This window comes from Brachybacterium sp. J144, assembly GCF_036321705.1.
Lineage (GTDB): Bacteria > Actinomycetota > Actinomycetes > Actinomycetales > Dermabacteraceae > Brachybacterium.
Genome location: NZ_JAZDCG010000019.1, coordinates 1 through 17,886, shown reverse-complemented (window position 1 = coordinate 17,886; position 17,886 = coordinate 1). Strand labels below are relative to the sequence as shown.

General features: G+C 71.9%; 14 protein-coding genes. All 14 read right to left on the bottom strand.

Going from position 1 to position 17,886, the window contains the following annotated elements; translation table 11 throughout:
• Window positions 1-63: 63 nt before the first annotated feature.
• The 14 genes from V1260_RS07350 to V1260_RS07285 all read right to left on the bottom strand — a co-directional run bounded on the left by V1260_RS07350 (window position 64) and on the right by V1260_RS07285 (window position 17,785).
• A complete protein-coding gene (locus tag V1260_RS07350; RefSeq protein ID WP_329746164.1) occupies window positions 64-1,623 on the bottom strand; it encodes an ABC transporter substrate-binding protein in 1,560 nt (519 codons plus the stop codon).
• A 96-nt stretch (window positions 1,624-1,719) separates the two neighbouring features.
• Entirely contained in the window at window positions 1,720-2,697 is a 978-nt protein-coding gene (locus tag V1260_RS07345) for a carbohydrate ABC transporter permease (protein WP_329746163.1), read from the bottom strand.
• A gap of 17 nt (window positions 2,698-2,714) precedes the next feature.
• Window positions 2,715-3,695, bottom strand: coding sequence for an ABC transporter permease (locus V1260_RS07340; RefSeq protein WP_329746162.1), 981 nt, complete (start codon window positions 3,693-3,695; stop codon window positions 2,715-2,717).
• Window positions 3,696-4,079: 384 nt separating this feature from the next.
• A complete protein-coding gene (locus V1260_RS07335) occupies window positions 4,080-4,922 on the bottom strand; it encodes a DUF1206 domain-containing protein (RefSeq protein WP_329746161.1) in 843 nt (280 codons plus the stop codon).
• A gap of 76 nt (window positions 4,923-4,998) precedes the next feature.
• The gene (locus V1260_RS07330; RefSeq protein ID WP_329746160.1) at window positions 4,999-5,796 is read right to left on the bottom strand and encodes a sugar phosphate isomerase/epimerase family protein; all 798 of its coding nucleotides are present in this window, start codon (window positions 5,794-5,796) and stop codon (window positions 4,999-5,001) included.
• Between the two features lie 108 nt (window positions 5,797-5,904).
• Window positions 5,905-7,989, bottom strand: coding sequence for a hypothetical protein (locus tag V1260_RS07325; protein ID WP_329746159.1), 2,085 nt, complete (start codon window positions 7,987-7,989; stop codon window positions 5,905-5,907).
• The gene (locus tag V1260_RS07320) at window positions 7,986-9,320 is read right to left on the bottom strand and encodes an ABC transporter substrate-binding protein (protein WP_329746158.1); all 1,335 of its coding nucleotides are present in this window, start codon (window positions 9,318-9,320) and stop codon (window positions 7,986-7,988) included. Before V1260_RS07320 ends, V1260_RS07325 begins: the two co-directional genes overlap by 4 nt.
• A gap of 33 nt (window positions 9,321-9,353) precedes the next feature.
• The gene (locus V1260_RS07315; RefSeq protein ID WP_329746157.1) at window positions 9,354-10,364 is read right to left on the bottom strand and encodes an alpha/beta hydrolase; all 1,011 of its coding nucleotides are present in this window, start codon (window positions 10,362-10,364) and stop codon (window positions 9,354-9,356) included.
• A 79-nt stretch (window positions 10,365-10,443) separates the two neighbouring features.
• Window positions 10,444-11,781: a BNR-4 repeat-containing protein gene (locus V1260_RS07310; RefSeq protein WP_329746156.1), complete on the bottom strand. Its 1,338-nt coding sequence runs from the start codon at window positions 11,779-11,781 to the stop codon at window positions 10,444-10,446.
• Between the two features lie 216 nt (window positions 11,782-11,997).
• Window positions 11,998-12,357 (bottom strand): L-rhamnose mutarotase, encoded by a 360-nt coding sequence (locus tag V1260_RS07305; RefSeq protein ID WP_329746155.1) that lies wholly within the window; start codon window positions 12,355-12,357, stop codon window positions 11,998-12,000.
• Complete coding sequence (locus V1260_RS07300; RefSeq protein WP_329746154.1) at window positions 12,354-13,133, bottom strand: rhamnogalacturonan acetylesterase; 780 nt, start codon at window positions 13,131-13,133, stop codon at window positions 12,354-12,356. Before V1260_RS07300 ends, V1260_RS07305 begins: the two co-directional genes overlap by 4 nt.
• The gene (locus tag V1260_RS07295; RefSeq protein WP_329746153.1) at window positions 13,130-15,850 is read right to left on the bottom strand and encodes an exo-rhamnogalacturonan lyase family protein; all 2,721 of its coding nucleotides are present in this window, start codon (window positions 15,848-15,850) and stop codon (window positions 13,130-13,132) included. The genes V1260_RS07300 and V1260_RS07295 overlap by 4 nt, the downstream gene beginning before the upstream one ends.
• A gap of 54 nt (window positions 15,851-15,904) precedes the next feature.
• Window positions 15,905-16,786 (bottom strand): carbohydrate ABC transporter permease, encoded by an 882-nt coding sequence (locus V1260_RS07290; protein WP_329746152.1) that lies wholly within the window; start codon window positions 16,784-16,786, stop codon window positions 15,905-15,907.
• A gap of 9 nt (window positions 16,787-16,795) precedes the next feature.
• A complete protein-coding gene (locus V1260_RS07285; protein ID WP_329746151.1) occupies window positions 16,796-17,785 on the bottom strand; it encodes an ABC transporter permease in 990 nt (329 codons plus the stop codon).
• Between the last annotated feature and the right edge of the window lie 101 nt (window positions 17,786-17,886).

Genomic DNA, 17,886 nt, shown 5'->3' with positions numbered 1-17,886 from the left:
GTTCTTCGGGTTGTGTCTTATGGGGGGGGGGGGTCTTTGCGCCCTCCCCCCCTTCGGCACCGGTCAGCTGAGGCCCTGCTCCGAGGTCCAGGCGTCCATCTGCTCCTGGACAGAGGCGATGATGTCGTTGATCCCGGCGGACTCGAGCTCGGCGCGCATCTCGTCGACCGCGGCGCTCGGGTCGTCGAACTTGCCGTACTGCAGCTGCGGCAGGTACTCGGAGAGCACTCCGCTGACCGCGGAGAGCGACGGCGCGAACGGGTTCTGGTCGATCACGAAGGTCTCGTACGGGTACTCCTTCGCGATCCCGTCGAGCTCCCCGTAGAAGTCCCACTTGTTCGGCGCGTCGGTGACGCGGTCGAGCTCGTAGTCGTCCATGCGGCCGTACCAGAAGTTGGCGCCGAGCCCGTCGGTCGACGGGTCGTAGCCTTCGGGGAAGTCGAGCTTCCCGTCGGTGACGATGTAGTCGGTGCCCTCGATGCCGAAGTTGATCAGCCTGTAGCACTCCTCGTCGTTGCGCAGCGCGTCGTAGACGGCGAGCGCCTTCTCCGGATTGCCCGAGCTCGCGGCGACGGCCATCGCGCCGTGGGTCTTGAGGTCCTTGAAGAAGTTCCCGTTCTCCGTGCCCCAGTAGAAGAAGCGGGGGTCCGAGTCGGGCTGCTTCGTGGTCATGTTGTTGACGATGCCGGTGAGGAACGTCTGGGTGTGGTGCTGGTCCGCACCGGAGAGGCCCGCGTAGAACAGCTCGCGGGTGTCGCCGTCGTAGTTCAGCGCGTCCTCGCGCCACACGCCGATCTCGTTCCACTGCTTCGCGAGGTCAGCGGCCTCCTTGAGGACGTCGCCCTCCATCAGCCACGACGTGACCTTGTACGGGTCCGCCTCGGTGGTGTGCAGCGGGAAGTAGATGCCGGCGGCGATGCCCTGGATGGTCTGGAAGTCGGCGTGGCCGGCGATGTACCCGTCGAGCACGGCGCCGTTCGAGCCGGCGACGTCCCACGGGTACGCCTCGGGCTGGTTGTCCTTGACCCACTGGAAGTACGTCGTGAAGTCCTCGAACTTCGTGATGGTGCCGTCGGCGAAGCCGGCCTCGGTCGCCCAGTCGCCGCGGTAGAAGAAGCCGTGGTTGGTGAACTGGGTGTAGTTGTCCTCGGGGGCGAAGTAGATCGTGCCGTCGAGCTTGCACAGGTCCCAGTGCCCGTCGGCGTTCACCTGTTCCCAGGTCTTCGGGGCGTTCTCCTGCAGCAGCGCCTCGTCCAGCTCGAGGAAGGCGCCCTTGCCGGCGTTGTCCCACGCGTACAGCCAGTCGGTGGCGGTCCCGATTAGGTCGATCGAGCCGTCGCCGGAGAGCAGCTGCACGTTGTACTGGGTCTGCCAGTCGGCCCACTCGACGTAGTACAGGTCGAGGGTCGCGCCGGCCTTCTCCGTCAGGAGGGTGTTGAGCTGCTCGAGCATCGCCTCGACGCGGCCGTTGGTGGGCTTGTCGCCGAGCACGAGCATGGTGATCGTCGGGGTGTCGCCCCCGCCGCCGGAGCCGGATCCGGTGCCGCAGCCGGTCAGCGCGGTGGAGACGAACAGGGCGGGGACGGATGCCGCGCCGATCTTGAGAAGGGTCCTGCGTTCCATGGTGTGTCCTCAGCTTCCTCGATGAAGTCAGGGGCGGGTGGTGGGCACTGCAGTCGGTCGGTCCGGGGCGGGACGTGCGGGGCGATGAGCGGGGGCTCAGCCCTTCACGGCGCCGACGGTCAGACCGGAGACGAAGTACTTCTGGACGAAGGGATAGAGCAGGACGATCGGGCCGGTGGCCACGACGGCGCTGGCCATCTTCAGGGTGTTGGTGGGCAGCTGCGTCACCGTCACGTTCGCGCCGGCCACCGAGTTCTTCAGGGCGTTGGCGGTGTTGATGACGTTGTAGAGGTAGTACTGCAGCGGCTTGAACTCGACCGCGCTGCCCAGATAGAGCGAGGACAGGTACCACTCGTTCCAGTAGCCGAGCGCGAGGAACAGGCCGACGGTGGCCAGCGCGGGCTTCAGCATCGGGAAAGCCAGCTGCCAGAAGATCCGGAAGTCCCCGGCGCCGTCCATCTTCCCGCTCTCGACCATCTCCCACGGGACGGAGCGGGCGAAGTTCTTCATCAGGATGATCAGCCACGGCGTCATCAGCAGCTGCAGGAACACCGCGAGATAGGAGCCTTTCAGCCCGAGCACCTGGGTGATCCACAGATAGGTGGGGGCGAGGCCCGCGGAGAACAGCGTCGTGAAGTAGATGAAGAACGAGATGTAGTTGCGGTACGCGAAGTCGCGGCGCTGCAGCGCGAATCCGGTCATCGCGATGATGAACAGGCCGATCGCGGTGCCGGCGACCGTCATGATGATCGTGACCGCGTAGGAGCCGATGATCGCCCGCGGGTAGCGGAAGATGAACTCGTAGGCCTCGAGCGAGAACCCCTTCGGGAACAGCCCGAAGCCCTCCTTCATGATCACCGCCTCGTCGGAGATCGACGCCGAGAGGATGAGCAGGAACGGCAGCGCGCAGAAGATCGTGAAGATCGTGACCGAGAGGTAGGAGATGGTGCGGAGCACGATCTCGCCGCGGTCCAGCTTGATCCTCACCGGCTTGCTGCGCTGGCGGGGAGCGGTCGGGTCGCCGACCTGGGGGATCTCGGTCGCGCCGAGGGCGCCGGGGGCGGGTGCGGTCATGGTGGTCCTCCGTCCGCTCAGAACAGCGCGTAGTCGGGGTTGATGCGGCGCACGATCCAGTTGCACAGGAGCACCAGGAACAGGCCGAACAGGGACTGGTAGAGACCGACCGCGGTGGAGGCGGTGAAGTTGTTCTGCGACATGATCATCCGGTAGACGGAGGTCTCGATGATGTCGGTGGTCCCATACAGCGCCGAGTTGTTCCCGACGAGATTCCAGAACAGCCCGAAGTTGCCGCGCATGATGCCGCCGAGCGAGAACAGCAGCAGGATGATGAAGGTGGGCTTGAGGCTCGGCAGGATGATGTGCCGGATGCGCTGCCAGGCGGAGGCGCCGTCGATCGCGGCGGCCTCGAACATCGAGTTGTCGATGCCCATGATCGCGGCGAAGTAGACGATCGAGCCGTAGCCGGTGGACTGCCACAGCTGGAACAGGATGATGATGATCGGCCACAGCCCGGCGGTCGAGTAGATCTTGATCGGGTCGCCGCCGGTGGCGCGGAGCAGGGCGTTGATCGCGCCGGTGTCGTAGTTCAGCAGGTTGAAGGCGATCACGCCGATCAGCACCACGGAGATGAAGTACGGCAGGAACATCACCGCCTGGCTGATCTTCTTGAAGTACCGGTGGCGGATCTCGTTGAGCATGATCGCGATCGCGATCTGCAGGACGTTGCCGATCACGATGAATGCCAGGTTGTACAGCAGCGTGTTCCGGGTGAGCAGCCACAGCTGCCCGGACTTCGCGAGGAACTCGAAGTTCTTCAGGCCCACGAACTCGCTGCCGAAGATGCCGTCGCGGAAGTTGTAGTTGGTGAACGCGATCCAGCTGCCCGGGAGCGGGCCGTAGCTGAAGACGATGAAGAAGACGATCGCGGGCAGGCACATGATGAGCAGGACGCGGCTCTCCCACAGCCGGTGCCGCCACGAGCGGCGCCTGCTGGGCGCGATGGTGGGCTCGGTCGGCGTGCTGTCGACCATCCCGACGGCCTTCACGGTCATCCTCGGTCCCCTCCCCGGTGGTGGCGCGCGACCTCGGTGGTCTGCGCGGCGGATCCTCCGACGACGCGGCGCCCCGCCATGCCCGACCCGGGGTGCGCGGAGCGGATCCGCGCAGTGGATGGTGTAGGACGCATGGGCGTGCCTCTCGTCGGAGCGCAGCGACGGCTCGGCGGGCGGCTGTGCCTCGTCCAGCGCTGGGCTGCGGTGCCCACGTCGTGCGATGAGACTTAACCTAACCCTTGAGATAAGCAGTGTCGAGAGTCACGACGGTCACGGAATGGTCACGATCTGGCGGTGCGCGGGCGGGGTGCGCGGGCGGGGAGCGCCGACGGGGCACCGCGGTGCGGGGCGAGGCGGACCGGGGCGTCAGCGGGGCAGCGCGGCTCAGAGCGGGGCGTAGCGGGAGCGCAGCACGGCGTAGACGCCGTAGAGCATGAGCCCGATCCCGACCACGGCCAGCAGCACCACGCCGGCGGGCAGCGCGGCCATCGCCTGGAAGGCCCCGTCCATGCCGGTCGCCTTCTCGGGGTCGGCGCCGATCGCGGCCCATCCGAAGAGGGCGCCGACGGCGATCAGCGCCACGCCCTTGGCGACGTAGCCGACCACGCCGGAGACGATCACGGCGAGGCCGATGCGCTGGTTCCCCGTCGGGCGCAGGTCGTCCTCGAAGCGACGCGAGATGCCCTTGACCACGTGATATCCGCCGATGGCGATCACCGCGAGGCCCAGCGCCACCACGGCGATCCGGCCGCCCGGCGAGCTCATGATCCCGGCGGTGACCTCGGAGGTCTGCTGGCCCGAGTCGCTGCCTCCGCCGACGGCGAAGCGCAGCGCCGTCGCGCCGAGCGCCCCGTAGACGACGGCCTTGCCGAGGGTCTTCACCACGTGGGCGGTCCGCTTCCGGGCGTCGCGCTCCCACTTCGCGCCGAACCAGGCCTCGGCGAGGTGCCAGATCGTCAGGGCGAGCATCGCGAGCCCGCCGATCCACAGCAGCACGTTGCCTCCCGGGGCGGCGGCCACGGCGCGCAGCGCTCCGGACTGGTCCGCGTCCTGCCCCGAGTCCCCGAGGCCGACGCGCAGCGCGAACCAGCCGATCAGTACGTGCACGAGTCCGCTCATCACGAAGCCGCCCCGGGCGATCCCCTCGAAGACGGGATGCTCGGTGACGCTCTCCGCGGCGCGTTCGACGTTCTCGGCGCCCTCGCGGGCGTCCCTCAGTGATGCCATGCCCGCACTGTACGGCGCGGCGGGTCGGCGGCACGCCGCTCGGATGGGGCCGACGACGCCGCGCTCGCCATTCGCGTCAGACGGCCGGGTCCGCCTCGCGCACCGCCGCGAGTGCCGCGCGGCCCTCGACGGCGAGGTCCTCCCAGGTGAAGCACTCGATGGAGACGTGCCCGGCGTAGCCGCCGTCGCGCAGCGCGGTGAGGAACTCGGCGAGCGGCCAGTCCCCCTGCCCGGGCGGGCGGCGGTCGGTGTCGGCAATGTGGGCGTGGCCCACGCGACCGGCGAGGCGCTGGACGGTCTCGAGGCTCTCGTCCTCGAGCATGACGTGGAAGAGGTCCGCCACCATCCGCACGTCGGACAGGTCGTGGGTGTCGAGGAAGGCGGCCCCCTGCTCGAGGGTGTTCACGAGGTCGGTCTCGCCCTGGTGCAGGGGCTCGAGAAGCACCTCGAGCCCCTGCTCGGCGGCGTGGTCACGGGCGAGGCGCACGGAGCCGGCGAAGCGCTGCTCGCCGTCGGCGCGGGAGACGCCCTCCGGGATCCGGCGCGCGCCGCCGCTGCCGAGGACGACGGTGGCGCCAGGACGTGCCCACGGGGCGATCGCCGCGAACGCCGCGCGCAGGTAGGTCTCGGTCTCGGCGAGGGGCACCGCGGGGTCGGAGACGCGCATCGTGCCGGGGCAGAGCATCGCGAAGCTCGGGGCGGGCGGCACCGGGGCGAGCCCGGCGGCGGGGCCCCACTCCCCCGTCGGATGCTCGACGAGGAGCGAGCCGACGACGGACTGCTCGAGGTAGTCCGAGCCGGCGGCGGCGACCTCGTCGGCGCGGGCGTGGGCGGCGATGATGCCGTGCTGGGCAGGGGTCGGCGTGCTGGTCATGGCGGATCCTTCCGGAGGACAGGCAGCTGGGCGCGCGGGTCAGCGGGGCGCGCCCGCCACCGAGGCGGGCGGCTCCGCAGGGGCGAGCAAGTCAGCAGTTCGGGCAGGTCACAGCGCCGGGAGCGGCCCCGGTAGCGGTTGCACCCCCTCGACGCGGGCACCCCAGGCGGCGGGCAGACCGGGCTGCGGCGGGCCGCCGTCCCAGCCGGCCGCCATGAGCGCGGCGGCGATCAGGGTGCCGCCGTTGGCGGGCAGGTAGACGGGCAGAGTGTCGCGCTGGAAGCAGTGCCCGGCCGCGTCGAAGCGGTTCTTGGGGGTGTCGCGCAGGAGCAGGTCGACGGCCTGCTCGGCCCGGCCCAGCCGGGTCGCGGTGAGGGCCGCGGCAGGGCAGTCCCACCCCCAGGTGCTCTCCCAGTCCCACTCGGCGAGGGCGTCGTCGAGCGCCTCGCCGGCGGCGGCGTCGGGGATCGTGCCGGTCGGCGGGACGAGGCCGTGGGCGAGCAGGTGGGCGGGGTGGTCGGACCGGGTCATCGCGGGGCCGACGCGGAAGGTGCGCAGGCGCCCGTCGGCCCGCAGCGGGGAGTGCACGCGCGCTGCGAGCGCGCTCAGCTCCCCGGCCCGCGGATCGCCGCGGCGCTCGCGCCAGGCGTCGGCGATCCGCAGCGCCCAGGCGGTGTAGGCGAGCTCGAAGGCGGGGTCCTGCAGGCGGGCGCGGTCTGCGACGTGACGCTCCTGCGCGCCGACGAGCGGCGGGCCCAGCCCGAGCCGCCCGTCGGGGTCCTCGCGGAGCACCGTGGCGAGGAACTCGGCGGACTCCTCGACGATCTCCTGCAGCATCCCGTCGCCGCCGAGGGCGGGGTCGGCGCGGCGGCACAGCTCGGCGAGGTGGATCGGGTGCGGCTGCTGCCACAGCAGGAAGGGGCCGATGTCGCTCGGCGACTCGCGCAGGTCAGGGCCGATCTGCTTGGGCCAGCGAGCACCGCGCAGCCCCTGCTCGCGGGCGGTCGCACGGGCCGACGGCAGCAGCGCCGCATAGGTGCCGAGGCCGCGGAGCAGGGAGTCCGCGTCGCCCCAGAGCGGGAAGGGCGCCGCATGCCACCAGTGCATCTCGAGGTGGGCGCGGCCGCGCCAGGAGTTCTGCAGCAGACCGGTCTCGGCGGGCGGGAAGACGCCCGCGGCATGGACCCGCTGGATCTGGCGCGACAGGATCACGCGGCGCTCGAGCTCGTGCGCGCGGGGATCGTCGGCCGCGGAGAGGTCGAGCGCGCCCGTGCCCTCCCAGTGCTCGCCCCAGAAGCGGCCCGAGCGGTGCCGGATCTCGGCCGCGTCGCGCGGGAGGTCGGTGTGCCCCGTCGGCCGGGCGGTGAGGGCGAGGTGCGGGGAGCGGGTGGGGCGGAGCAGGAGCGCGACATCGAGCGGCCCGGTTCCCGCCGCGTCCGGTCGGGCTCCCCCGGCGTCGGGGGCGTCGAGCCGCACCCGGTGCGCGCCGACCCGGCGCACCCGGGCGCCGGTCACGTCGACGCGGTAGCCGAGGTCGTCGAGCTCGCGGTGGATCGTCGGCCCGTCCACGGCCGTGGTGTGGGCGTCCTCCCGTGCCCAGTCGGCGGAGCCGTCCCAGGCCTCGCTGCCGTAGGGGAAGCGCAGCTCGAGGGCGAGGTCTCCGCCGCTGACGGCGAGCGCGAGCGCGTCGGCCTCGGGGTCGGCGGCGGTGAGCACCGTGATCTCGTCGCCGCGATACCGGAAGCGGCTGGTGACCAGGCCCGTCCACAGGTCCAGCTGCTGCTCGGCGTCGGTCACGGCGGCGGGGTCGAGGACCCGGCCGCCGTCCCGCTCGACGAGCACGAGCCGCAGCAGGGAGACCTTGTGCGGATTGGCGCGGAACCAGGTCGCGCGGCCCTCGTCGGCGCCCGCCTCGGAGGGGCCGACGAGATCCATGTAGGTCGCGGGCCCGTGCGGGGAGTCGTAGACCCGCAGATGCTCCTCCCAGGTCGCGTCGTCCCGCTGCGGCACGCTGTGCCAGCCCCACTCGGCGAGCGCCGTCGCCTGCGCGGCGCCGGGCACGGCGGGCAGGGTGTGGGTCCCGGTGCGGTCCAGGCCGACGGCGAAGCGGCCGTTGCCGACCGAGAGGACCGCGGCGCTGCCCGCGTCGAGCCGGGGTCGGTGCCGGTCGACGAGCGCCCGCCGGTCGATCATGAGCCGTCGATCGCCGCGGTGGCCTCCTCGAACCAGGCGGCGGCGGCCTCGGCGGGGGTCATCCGACCGAACAGGACCTCCTGCTGATTGCGCGGGGTGATCTCCTCGATCGCGGTGGAGCCGGCGGGACCGATCCACGTGGGCTTCAGCTCCATCGCGGAGAGCTGGTCGATGTAAGCGACCTCGGCCTGGGCGGTCGCGGACAGCTCGGGGAGGATCGCCTCGCGCTGGGCGGCGACGGCGGGGACTCCGCGGTCGGTGAGCACGAGCCGGCCGGCGTCGGGGTCGGTGAGCAGGAAGCTGACGAAGCTCGCGGCGATCTCCGGGGCGGCGGTGCGGTTCGAGATCGTGTACATCTGCGAGGGCTGCAGCCAGGCGCCCGGTTCCCGGCCCTCGCCGGGCAGGGGCACGAGCTGCAGCTCGGTCGCGGCGACCTCGCTGAGGGAGGTCAGCGAGCTGGACCAGGTGGCCATGAACGCGGCCTGCCCGGTGCCCATGAGGGTCTGCTCGTTGGAGACCTCGGCGAGCTCGACGAGGCGGTCCGCGCTCGGGGCGGCCCCGGTGTCCACGAGGTCCTTCGCCAGCTGGAAGAAGCCCTCGACGGTGCCGATGTCGAGTCCCAGCTGTCCGTCCTCGGTGTAGAGGTTCTGGCCGCGCTGGCGGGCCCACAGGTCGAGGGAGTCGTGGGTGAGGGTGGTGCCGGAGCCGAAGGTGCCCTCGGGGCTCGCCGCGGTCACGGCGGCGCAGACCTCGACGTACTCGTCCCAGGTCCAGGTGGCGGTGTCGGGCATGTCGATCCCGGCGGCCTCGAGCACGGCGGGGTTCACGATCATGGCGGGGGCGTTGATGCCGGTGGGGACGGCGACGACGGTGCCGTCGACGGTGCCGGGCGAGAGCGAGGACTCGTCGAAGACGCTCAGGTCCAGCTGCTCCGCCATCGACCCGAGGTCGAGCAGCAGGCCGCGCTCGGCGTACTCGGCGGGATAGGCGCCGCCCATGGTGATCACGTCCGGCTCGTCGCTCGCGGCGACGGCCGTGTTCAGCCGGTCCCAGTAGGAGGAAATGTCGCCCGGCTCGGTGGTGATCGTGACGTCCGGGTTCCGTTCGCGGAAGAGCGCGACGATCTCCTCGGTGGTGGCCTGGCGGTCGGTGTTGCCCCACCAGGAGAAGCGGATCGCCTGGTCGCCGCCGCTGCGCTCCGCGGCGTTCGGGTTGCAGGCGGCGAGGGCCGCGCCGCCGACGGCGAGGATCGACGCGCCGGCGAGCGCCCGGCGGCGGCTGAGCGAGCGCACGGACAGCGGGGCGGACAGGGGGCGGGGTCTGCGGGGCATCAGGGTTCTCCGGGAGGTGGCGGGACGCGGGGGTCAGAGCTCGCCGAGGATCGCGGCGAGGCGGTCGACGGACTGGGCCGCCTCGGGCAGGCCGACCTTGTTGAGGTGGCCGTGGGTGACACCGGCGCGCACCGCGTACTCCACCTCGACGCCCGCCTCGGCGAGCTGCTCGGCGTAGCGACGGGCGGAGAGACGCAGGTGGTCGTACTCGTCGGACTCGAGATAGGTGCGCGGCAGCACGGCCAGCTGCTCGGGGGTGCCGAGGCCCGGGAAGTCGTGCGCGGTGGCGCGCTCGAGCGGCCCGCCGAGATAGTTCTCGGCCATGCGCCGCATCTTCTCCGGGGAGAACCCGAACTGCTCGGGCAGCTCGGCGAGCGCTGCGGACTCCTCCTCCGTCGGCTCGGGGTTCAGCGGATGCGTGACCGGGTACATCAGCAGCGACGCGGCGGGGGCGCGGCCCGCCTCGGCCAGGCGCAGGCTCGCGGCGGCGGCCAGGTTGCCGCCGGCGCTCGCCCCGCCGAGGGCGAGGCGGTCCGGGTCGATGCCCAGCTCGTCGGCGTGCGCGCGGGTCCAGTCGACGGCGGCGATCACGTCGTCGCAGGGGATGGGGGCGCGCACGTCGAGGTCGGGGGCGGTGCCGGGGATCCGACGGGCGGGGCTGCCGCCGGGCGGCTCGTCGCACAGCCGGTAGTCGACGGAGACGACGACGGCGTCCGCCCGGCCGGCGACGCCGCGCGCGGTCGCATCGCCCTCGGGCATGTCGAGGTCGCCGTGCTGGAAGCCCCCGCCGTGGCAGAAGACGAGCACGGGGCGGGGCCCGGTCGCCGCCACGGTCGGGGTGTAGACCCGCACGGGCACGGGACCGTGCGGCCCCGGCGCCTCGGCGTCCTCGACCCGGAGATCCCACTCCTCGCGGGGCCCGTAGGGCGCGTTCCAGGCGGCGTCCTGCTCGGGGGTGGGGCCGCCGTCGGCGAGGGCGGCGGCGAGGACGCGCAGGCGGCGCGCCATGTCGCCTAGCTGCGCGGGGGAATCGGTGGTGGTCATGGGGACCTCTCGGGGTGGTGCGGGCGTGGCGGGGCGGCGGGTGCCGAGCGCGGGCGTGACGGAGCCGACGGGGGCGGGCTCAGCGGGGCCGGGAGGCGAGCACGACCTCGCAGTCGAAGCGCTGCGAGGAGTCCATGTCGCCGCGGAACCACAGCAGGTGCTCGGTCGCCGGATCGCCGGGGGCGAGGATCGGGCGCAGGTTGTCGACGGCCGAGTCCTCGGTGATCGGGGTCCAGGACCAGGTCAGCCCGCCGTCGGCGGTGCGGCCGCGGAACAGCTCGTGGTGGGCGAGCGTGCGGCCGTCGCGCGGGTCGATCGGGGTGGAGGCCACGAGGGCGTCGGCGTCGTAGGGGTCCAGGGCCGCGAGACCGCTGTAGTCCTGCTCGTGGGGCAGCAGGCCGGGGCCGGCGGCGGCGAGCGGGGAGACGGTCCACTGCCCGTCGGCGCCGAGGCGGGCGTAGAGGAGCCGCAGATCGGGGACGGGCACGTCGTTCCCGTCGGCGTCCCGTACCGCATCGGGGCCGGTGATCGCGGCGCCCTCGGGCCAGCCGGGGTGGTCGGCGCGGGCGGTCATCACGGCGCTGACCACGCCGTCGACGACGCGCAGGTCGGTGGTCCAGGCGTGGCTGAGGAGCGCGCCGCCCACCTCGCTGCCGCGGGGCAGGATCGTGGTGAGCTGGTCCTGGTTGACGGGCGGGTCGACGAACAGCTCGCCGCCCACCACGGCGCCGGTCGAGTCACGGAGGCGGCCGCCGGAGATCACGCCGTGGTGGATCGCGTTGTCGTCGTCGCGCGGGTGATGGTCGGTCGCGACCACGTGCAGGCCGTCCGGGCCGTCGGCATAGCGGGCGTAGGCGTTGACGTAGCCGATCTTCTCCCTCTCGAAGAGCTTGCCGGCGAAGGTCCAGCTCTCCCCGAGGTCGTCGGAGACGAGGGCGCAGGGGTCGTCGTTGATCGCACGCACCAGGCAGTACAGGCGCCCGTCGATCTCGTGGATATTCGAGTAGGTGACGCGGCGGCCGTCGGTGAGATGGGACCAGTCGAAGACCCGCTCCTCGCCCCAGCGCGTGGGGTCGCCGACCTCGCTGATCCGCCAGTAGGTGTTGTCGTCGGTCTTGTGGCGGGCGTAGACGGCGAGCCAGCGGCCGTCGGGGCGGAGCCACAGGGCGGGGACGTCGTGGTCGTCGGACTCGAAGCCCTCGTGCAGGGTCACGACCTGCACCTCGCCGGTCCCGAGGTCCACGACGTTCAGGTCGAGATCGCCGCCGCGGCGGTCCCCGTCCTTCCCCGCGACCGAGGCGATCGAGCCGACGACCAGCAGTCGCCGCTCGGGGTCGACGAGGGCCCGCTCGTCCTGGAACCAGCACCAGGCTCCGTTGTCGTTGAGGATCTGCGGGGCGGGTTCGGGGGTCGACATCGAGTCTCCTCGGAGGGGGTGAGCCGCCGCGGCACGGCCGCGCGGGGGTCGACGTGTCGGTCACGCCTCGGCGCGTGAGGGCCCGACGATGGTCGTCGTCCCATCCTTGACGGCCCGGCCCACGAGGTCAAGCGCTTTCCGCCCCTCGGCTCCCGCCCGCTCGGTCGCGGGAGTTCGTCGGACGGCCAGCCTCTCCGCGGAGGCACAGCGCGGTGATCAAGCGAGGTGGAAGTACTGCGGGAGGACCTGCTTCTCGCCGCCGCCGGGGGCGAAGTACTCGGCCATCGCCGCCTCCCAGCGGGGGCTGATGGCGGCGCGGGCGATGGCGTCCTGCGCGGCGTCGACGTCCTCGGATTCGAAGTACCCGACGACCATCCCGTCCTCGGGCCGCAGGAAGAGGGAGTAGTTGCGCCAGCCCGCCGCGGACAGGGCCTCCCGCATCTCGGCCCACACGTCCTGGTGCGCGGCGACGTACTCGGTCAGCTTCTCGGGGCGCACGTGCAGCAGGAAGCAGCAGCGATGCGGGCTGCGCGCGGTGGACGCGGCGAGAAGGTGGTTGAGGTCGGGGTTGGTCATCGGGGCTCCTGGGCGGTGGGGGCCGACGGGGCGGCAGGATCGGTGGGGCCAGTCTGGTCCGTCTGGTCCGTCGGGCCGACGGACGTGGTCGCGTCGGGGTTCAGCCCGCCGCCGCGCGGGTCGCCGGCGGCGAGGCGGTGGCCGTCGCGGCGCTCGATCGCTCGGAGGCTCCAGCCGACGAACGCGGCGATCTTGTCGGCCCCGCGGCGCTGGAAGTGCGTGTCGTCCGCGAGCCCGTCGGGCCAGGTGCGGTGCAGTCCGCGCGGGTAGTGGCTGAGCAGCGAGCGGGAGTCCTCGACGCCGAGGTCCTCGTACAGCCAGCTGGTGAAGACCTGCAGGTCGATGAGGGGAACGTCGAGCTCGTGGGCGAGGTCGCGCACGGTGTCCGGATAGTCGCCGTGACTGGGCTCGAGGCGGTCGCCGACGAAGCGGCGGCGCTCCACGGAGGTGCACAGCACGGGCCGCGCCTCCCGGGCGCGGACCTCGGCGACCATGTTCCGCAGTCGCTCCGCGTAGCCGGTGCGGGCGCCGAGGAGCTCCGGCTGCTTCTGGTCGTTGTGCCCGAACTGGATCAGCACCGTGTCGCCCGGGGCGAGGCCCGCGAGCAGCTCGGGCCAGTAGGTCTCCCGGCAGGACTCCGTGGTCCCGCCGCCGACGGCGAGGTTCCGCACGGGGGCGTCGACGTGCGCGTCGAGCAGCGCGCCCCAGCCAGACATGGGGAACTCGGCGGGCGGGCACGCCGCGACCGTGGAGTCCCCGGCGAGGTGGTAGGTCATCGCCGCGCCTCCCCCGCGGACGCGATGGCCGCGGCGCCGTCATCGTCGTCACCGACGTCGTTACCGTTGAGGTACGGGATCCGCGCGGGCAGGTGCTCCCCGATGAGGGCGAGGTTCGCGATCGCCGAGAGACCGTACTGGGCGGCCCCGTTGGTGCCGAGGAAGTCGGCCTCGAGGACGGGCTCGAGGACCGTCGGGCCGTCGACGCTGGTCAGCGACCAGTCGGCACGGGCGACCATCGAGTCGGAGTTGACCTGGTCCCCCTTCCCGAGCAGGAAGGCGTCCCAGGCCCGCGCGGCGAGCTCCGGGTCCTCGGCGGAGGCGGCGTGCTGGGCGAGCAGGCGGCTGTAGGCGGGGATCAGCGAGATCCCGGTGAGCGGGGCGCCGAAGCGCTCGGTCTGCTCCTCGGGGGTCGCGAGGTAGTAGCGGCAGTACTCGTCCCACGCGCGGGCGAAGCCCGGATCGTCCACGAGGTCGAGCAGCTCGGGCACGATCTCCGCGAGGCCGAAGACCGCGGCGAGGTGGGAGACCTGGATCCGCTCGCGGGTGGTGTCGAAGCGGCGGGCCTCGAGGTCCCACAGCGCCTCTCCGGTGAAGAAGCCCTGACGCAGAGCGCCGATCCCGGCGAGCGCCCCGCGGATCTTCTCCTCGGCGCCCGCGTCACCGTGCCGCTCCCAGGCGGTCAGCCAGGCGCCGAGCAGGGCGCCGAGGTCGGTGCCCAGGCCGATCGCGAGGGCGCGGCGGTCGGGGGCGTAGACGTCGGTGCGGACCTTCCGCGTCGCGTCGACCCGCAGCAGCGCGTCCTCGGAGGCGGCGACCTCGTCGAGCAGCTCGCCGACCCGCTCGTCGGCGGTGAGGAAGAAGTGGTGGCGGCGGTAGACGGCGCTCGAGACGCGCAGCTGCTTCGCGCTGCAGCCGAAGTGCTGCACGTTGTGCCGGGTACCGAGGCCGACGAAGGGACCGGCGTGGTACTGGTCGACCTCGCCCGTGTGGCGGCTCATCGCCTCGGCGAGGCGGAACACGGCGGCGTCGCCGCTGCGCAGGAAGTCGGTCCACAGCCACAGGTCGGGGGACAGCTCGGAGTTGTCCCAGGCGTAGCCGCCCACGTCGTAGCGCCAGGTGTGCCGGTCCCGGTCGTAGGTGTGCATGACGTCGCCGTGGTCCCAGAATCCGTACCAGCGGCGCTGCTCGACCTCGCGGAGGTAGTGCTCGCGCAGGAACAGCAGCCGGTCCTCGAGGTGGGCGCGCTGCGGGGTGGAGCGGTCCACCGGCGCCCAGATCCCGAGCACGCCCGCGGCGCGGATCCGCTCGGGGGAGGCGGCGGGCTGCGGCGGGAGGGCGCAGGCGGCGGCGAGCGCGGAGAGCTCCTCGGAGGGCGGGGTCGCGCCGAGGGCGTCGAGCACCAGCTCGTGGGTGCGGGCGATGCCGCGGGCGTCCCCGAAGCCGGGCTCGTAGTCCTCGTAGGTGATCTCGAGGGCCTCGAGCTGGTCCTCGAAGGTGTCCTGGCCGAGGCCGTCGTGGAAGAAGCGCAGGTCCATCGGCTCGGCCGCTGGGGAGTACATCCACACGGTCAGGGTCGCGGCGTCGCCGCGGGCTCCCTCGACGTCGAGCTGGGTGGGGTGGATCCTCCAGAAGTCGCGGAGGCCGGCGCCGATGCCGCCGTGGGTGTCGCCGACGTACGCGTAGCCGCGGGAGCGGGAGCCGCCGGGGGCGGCGATCCAGGGATGCTCGGCGTCGGTGCGCTTGGCGACGGTGTACCCGTCCGGGGAGAGCTGGCGCAGGGTCCAGGCGTCCCAGCAGGGGACGAAGCGCAGCCGGCCGGAGACCGTCTCCGCCCACTCCGTCAGCGGCGGGGTGGGGCGGCCCTCGACCTGGGCGCGGCGCACCTCCTCCCCCGGGTCGCGGCGCAGTCCCGTCACGCCTTGCACCGCCTCGGTGAGGAAGCCTCCGGCGCCGCCGGCGAGGCGCACGTGCCGGTCGTAGGGGGCGGCGCGCAGCGGGACGTCGACGCGCAGGCCGAGGGAGGTCAGAAAAAGTCGCTCCGGATCCGCGTCCCACACGATCGAGTGCACGATCCGCACGCGCGGGGTGCCGGCGGTGACGTAGAGCCGCAGGACGACGGGCAGGACGCTCTCGCCGTCGACCTCGTGCCGGCCCGCGAGGCGCAGCACCGCCTGCTGCTCCCCCGCCCGCTCGACGCGCACGTCGTCGATCCGCACCTCGTGCTCGCGGCGCGGCGCGCGCGGGTCCGCGGAGGCGGCCGACGAGGCGACCAGCCGGCCCGCGACCCCCACCTCGCGCCCCTCGGCGCGCAGCGCCCGGATCGGCGCGGTCCCGGGGCCGACCTCGAGGGTCAGACGATCGGAGACGACGCGGAGGCCTCCGTCGGCCGCCTCCTCGATCCGCACCCGCCCGGAGCCGTCGGCCCCCGCGGGGGTCTCCCCACCGGCGTCCGGACCCGTCCCCTCCCGGGGGAGCAGTTGCCCCTCCCCCGTCGGCGCGAGGCCCGCGTGACCGGACCACTTCACCGACCCGTCGGGCCAGCGGGCCGTCACCCAGCTGTCGACCGGCGTGGCGCCGTCCTCGCCGACGAGGTCGAGCGCGGGCAGCTCCCGCACCGCGCCGCGGGGCCAGGGCACGCCCCACTGGGCGGGCACGGCGGCGGCGCCCTCGCGCGGCTCGAGCAGGCGGATCCCGGTGTCGGGAAGGGAGGTCATGGGGGTCCTCTCGGAGGGGTGGTGCGGGGACGCGGCGTCCCGGGTGTCGCCGGATCAGCCCTTGACGGAGCCGATCATCACGCCCTTGGCGAAGTGCTTCTGCAGGAAGGGGTAGACGCACATGATGGGGAGGGTCGCGATGACGATCACCGCGAACTTGAGGCCCTCCTTGGGCGGGACGTAGTTGGGATCGAGATTGCCGATCGTGGTGGAGGGATCCGTCGAGATCGTCACCTGGCGCACGAACATCTGCAGCGTCCACTTCGAGCTGTCGGAGATGTACAGCAGCGGCGACATGAAGTCGTTCCACAGACCCACCGCGTAGAAGAGCGAGAAGGTCGCGATCACGGGCTTCGAGAGCGGCAGCATGATCCGCCAGAAGGTCGTGAACTCGTTCGCGCCGTCGATCTCCGCAGCCTCCCGCAGCTCGCCGGGGAGCTGCTGGAAGAAGGTGCGGATGACGATCAGGTTGAAGGGGTTGATCGCCATCGGCAGGATCAGCGCCCAGTACGAGTCGAGCAGGCCCAGCTGCTTGACCACGAGGAACAGCGGGATCATGCCGCCGGAGAACAGCATGGCGAAGAGCACCAGGCGCATGATCAGCCCGCGGCCGACGAGGTTCGGGTCCGAGAGAGGGTAGGCCATCAGGAGGGTCATCGTGATCTGCACCAGGGTGCCGACGACGGTCACGCCGATGGTCACCAACAGCGAGCGGACGAAGGTGTCCGTCGAGAAGATGTAGCGGTAGGTCTCGAGGGTCGGGTCGTTCGGCCACAGGAAGAAGGGCCGGGCGACGATCTCCGCCTCGGAGGCGAAGGACGCGGCGAGCACGTAGAGGAACGGCAGGATCGTGAGCGCGGCGAAGCCGAGCAGCAGCGCGATGTTCGCCCCGTCGAAGATCCTGTCCTTGGGGGTGTTGTACTGCAGGGAGGACATGGCGGGCTCCTAGAACAAGGACGAGTCGGAGAACTTCTTGGCCAGCCAGTTCGCTCCGAGGATGAGGATGAGGCCGACCACGGACTTGAACAGGCCGATCGCCGTCGAATAGCTGTACGCGCCGTTGGTGATGCCCATGAAGTACACGTAGGTGTCGAAGACGTCGGCGACATCGCGGTTGAGCGAGTTGGTGAGCATGTAGATCTGCTCGAAACCGGTGTCCAGGAAGTTGCCGATGTTCAGGATCAGCATGATGATCACCGTCGGGATGATCGCGGGGATCGTCACGTGCCGCAGCTGCTGGAACCGCCCCGCGCCGTCGAGCATCGCGGCCTCGTAGAGGTTCTTGTCCACGCCGGCGAGCGCGGCGAGGTAGATGATCGTGCCCCAGCCGGTGCCCTTCCAGAGGGTCTGCGCCATGATCAGCGGCCGGAACCAGTCGGGGTCGGCGAGGAAGTTGACGCGCCCGCCGAACAGGTCGTTGAACAGCACCGTGATCGGGCCGACGTCGAGGGCGAACAGCAGATAGGTCAGGCCCGACACGATCGCCCAGGACAGGAAGTGCGGGATGTAGATCGCGGTCTGAATGAACTTCTTCAGCAGCTGCTTGCGCAGCTCGTTGAGCATCAGCGCGACGATGATCGGCGCCGGGAAGGCGATGACGATGTTCAGCACCGCGAGGATCAGGGTGTTGCTGAGCAGGCGCCCGAAGTCGGGGCCGCTGAACAGCCGCTCGAAGTGGTCCAGGCCCACCCAGGGGCTGCCCTGCATGCCGAGGAACGGCAGGTAGTCCTGGAAGGCGATGGTGATGCCGTACATCGGGGCGTACTTGAAGACCGCGAAGTAGACGATCCCGGGGATGAGCATCAGATAGAGCACGGGGGCGCGGCGCAGCCGCTTGAGCAGGCTGCGGCGCCGGTGGGTCGAGCTCGCGCCGGGCGCGGGGCCCTCGTCGAGCTGCACCGGGGCGAGCGCATCCGGCGCGCTGGAATTGGTCATGACCATGGTCCGTCCTTCCTCCGACGGGTCGGCGGGGGGGGGGGGGGGGGGGGGGGGGGAGAGCGCCACACCCACAATCAGGCGCCGCCCGCCAGGGCGAC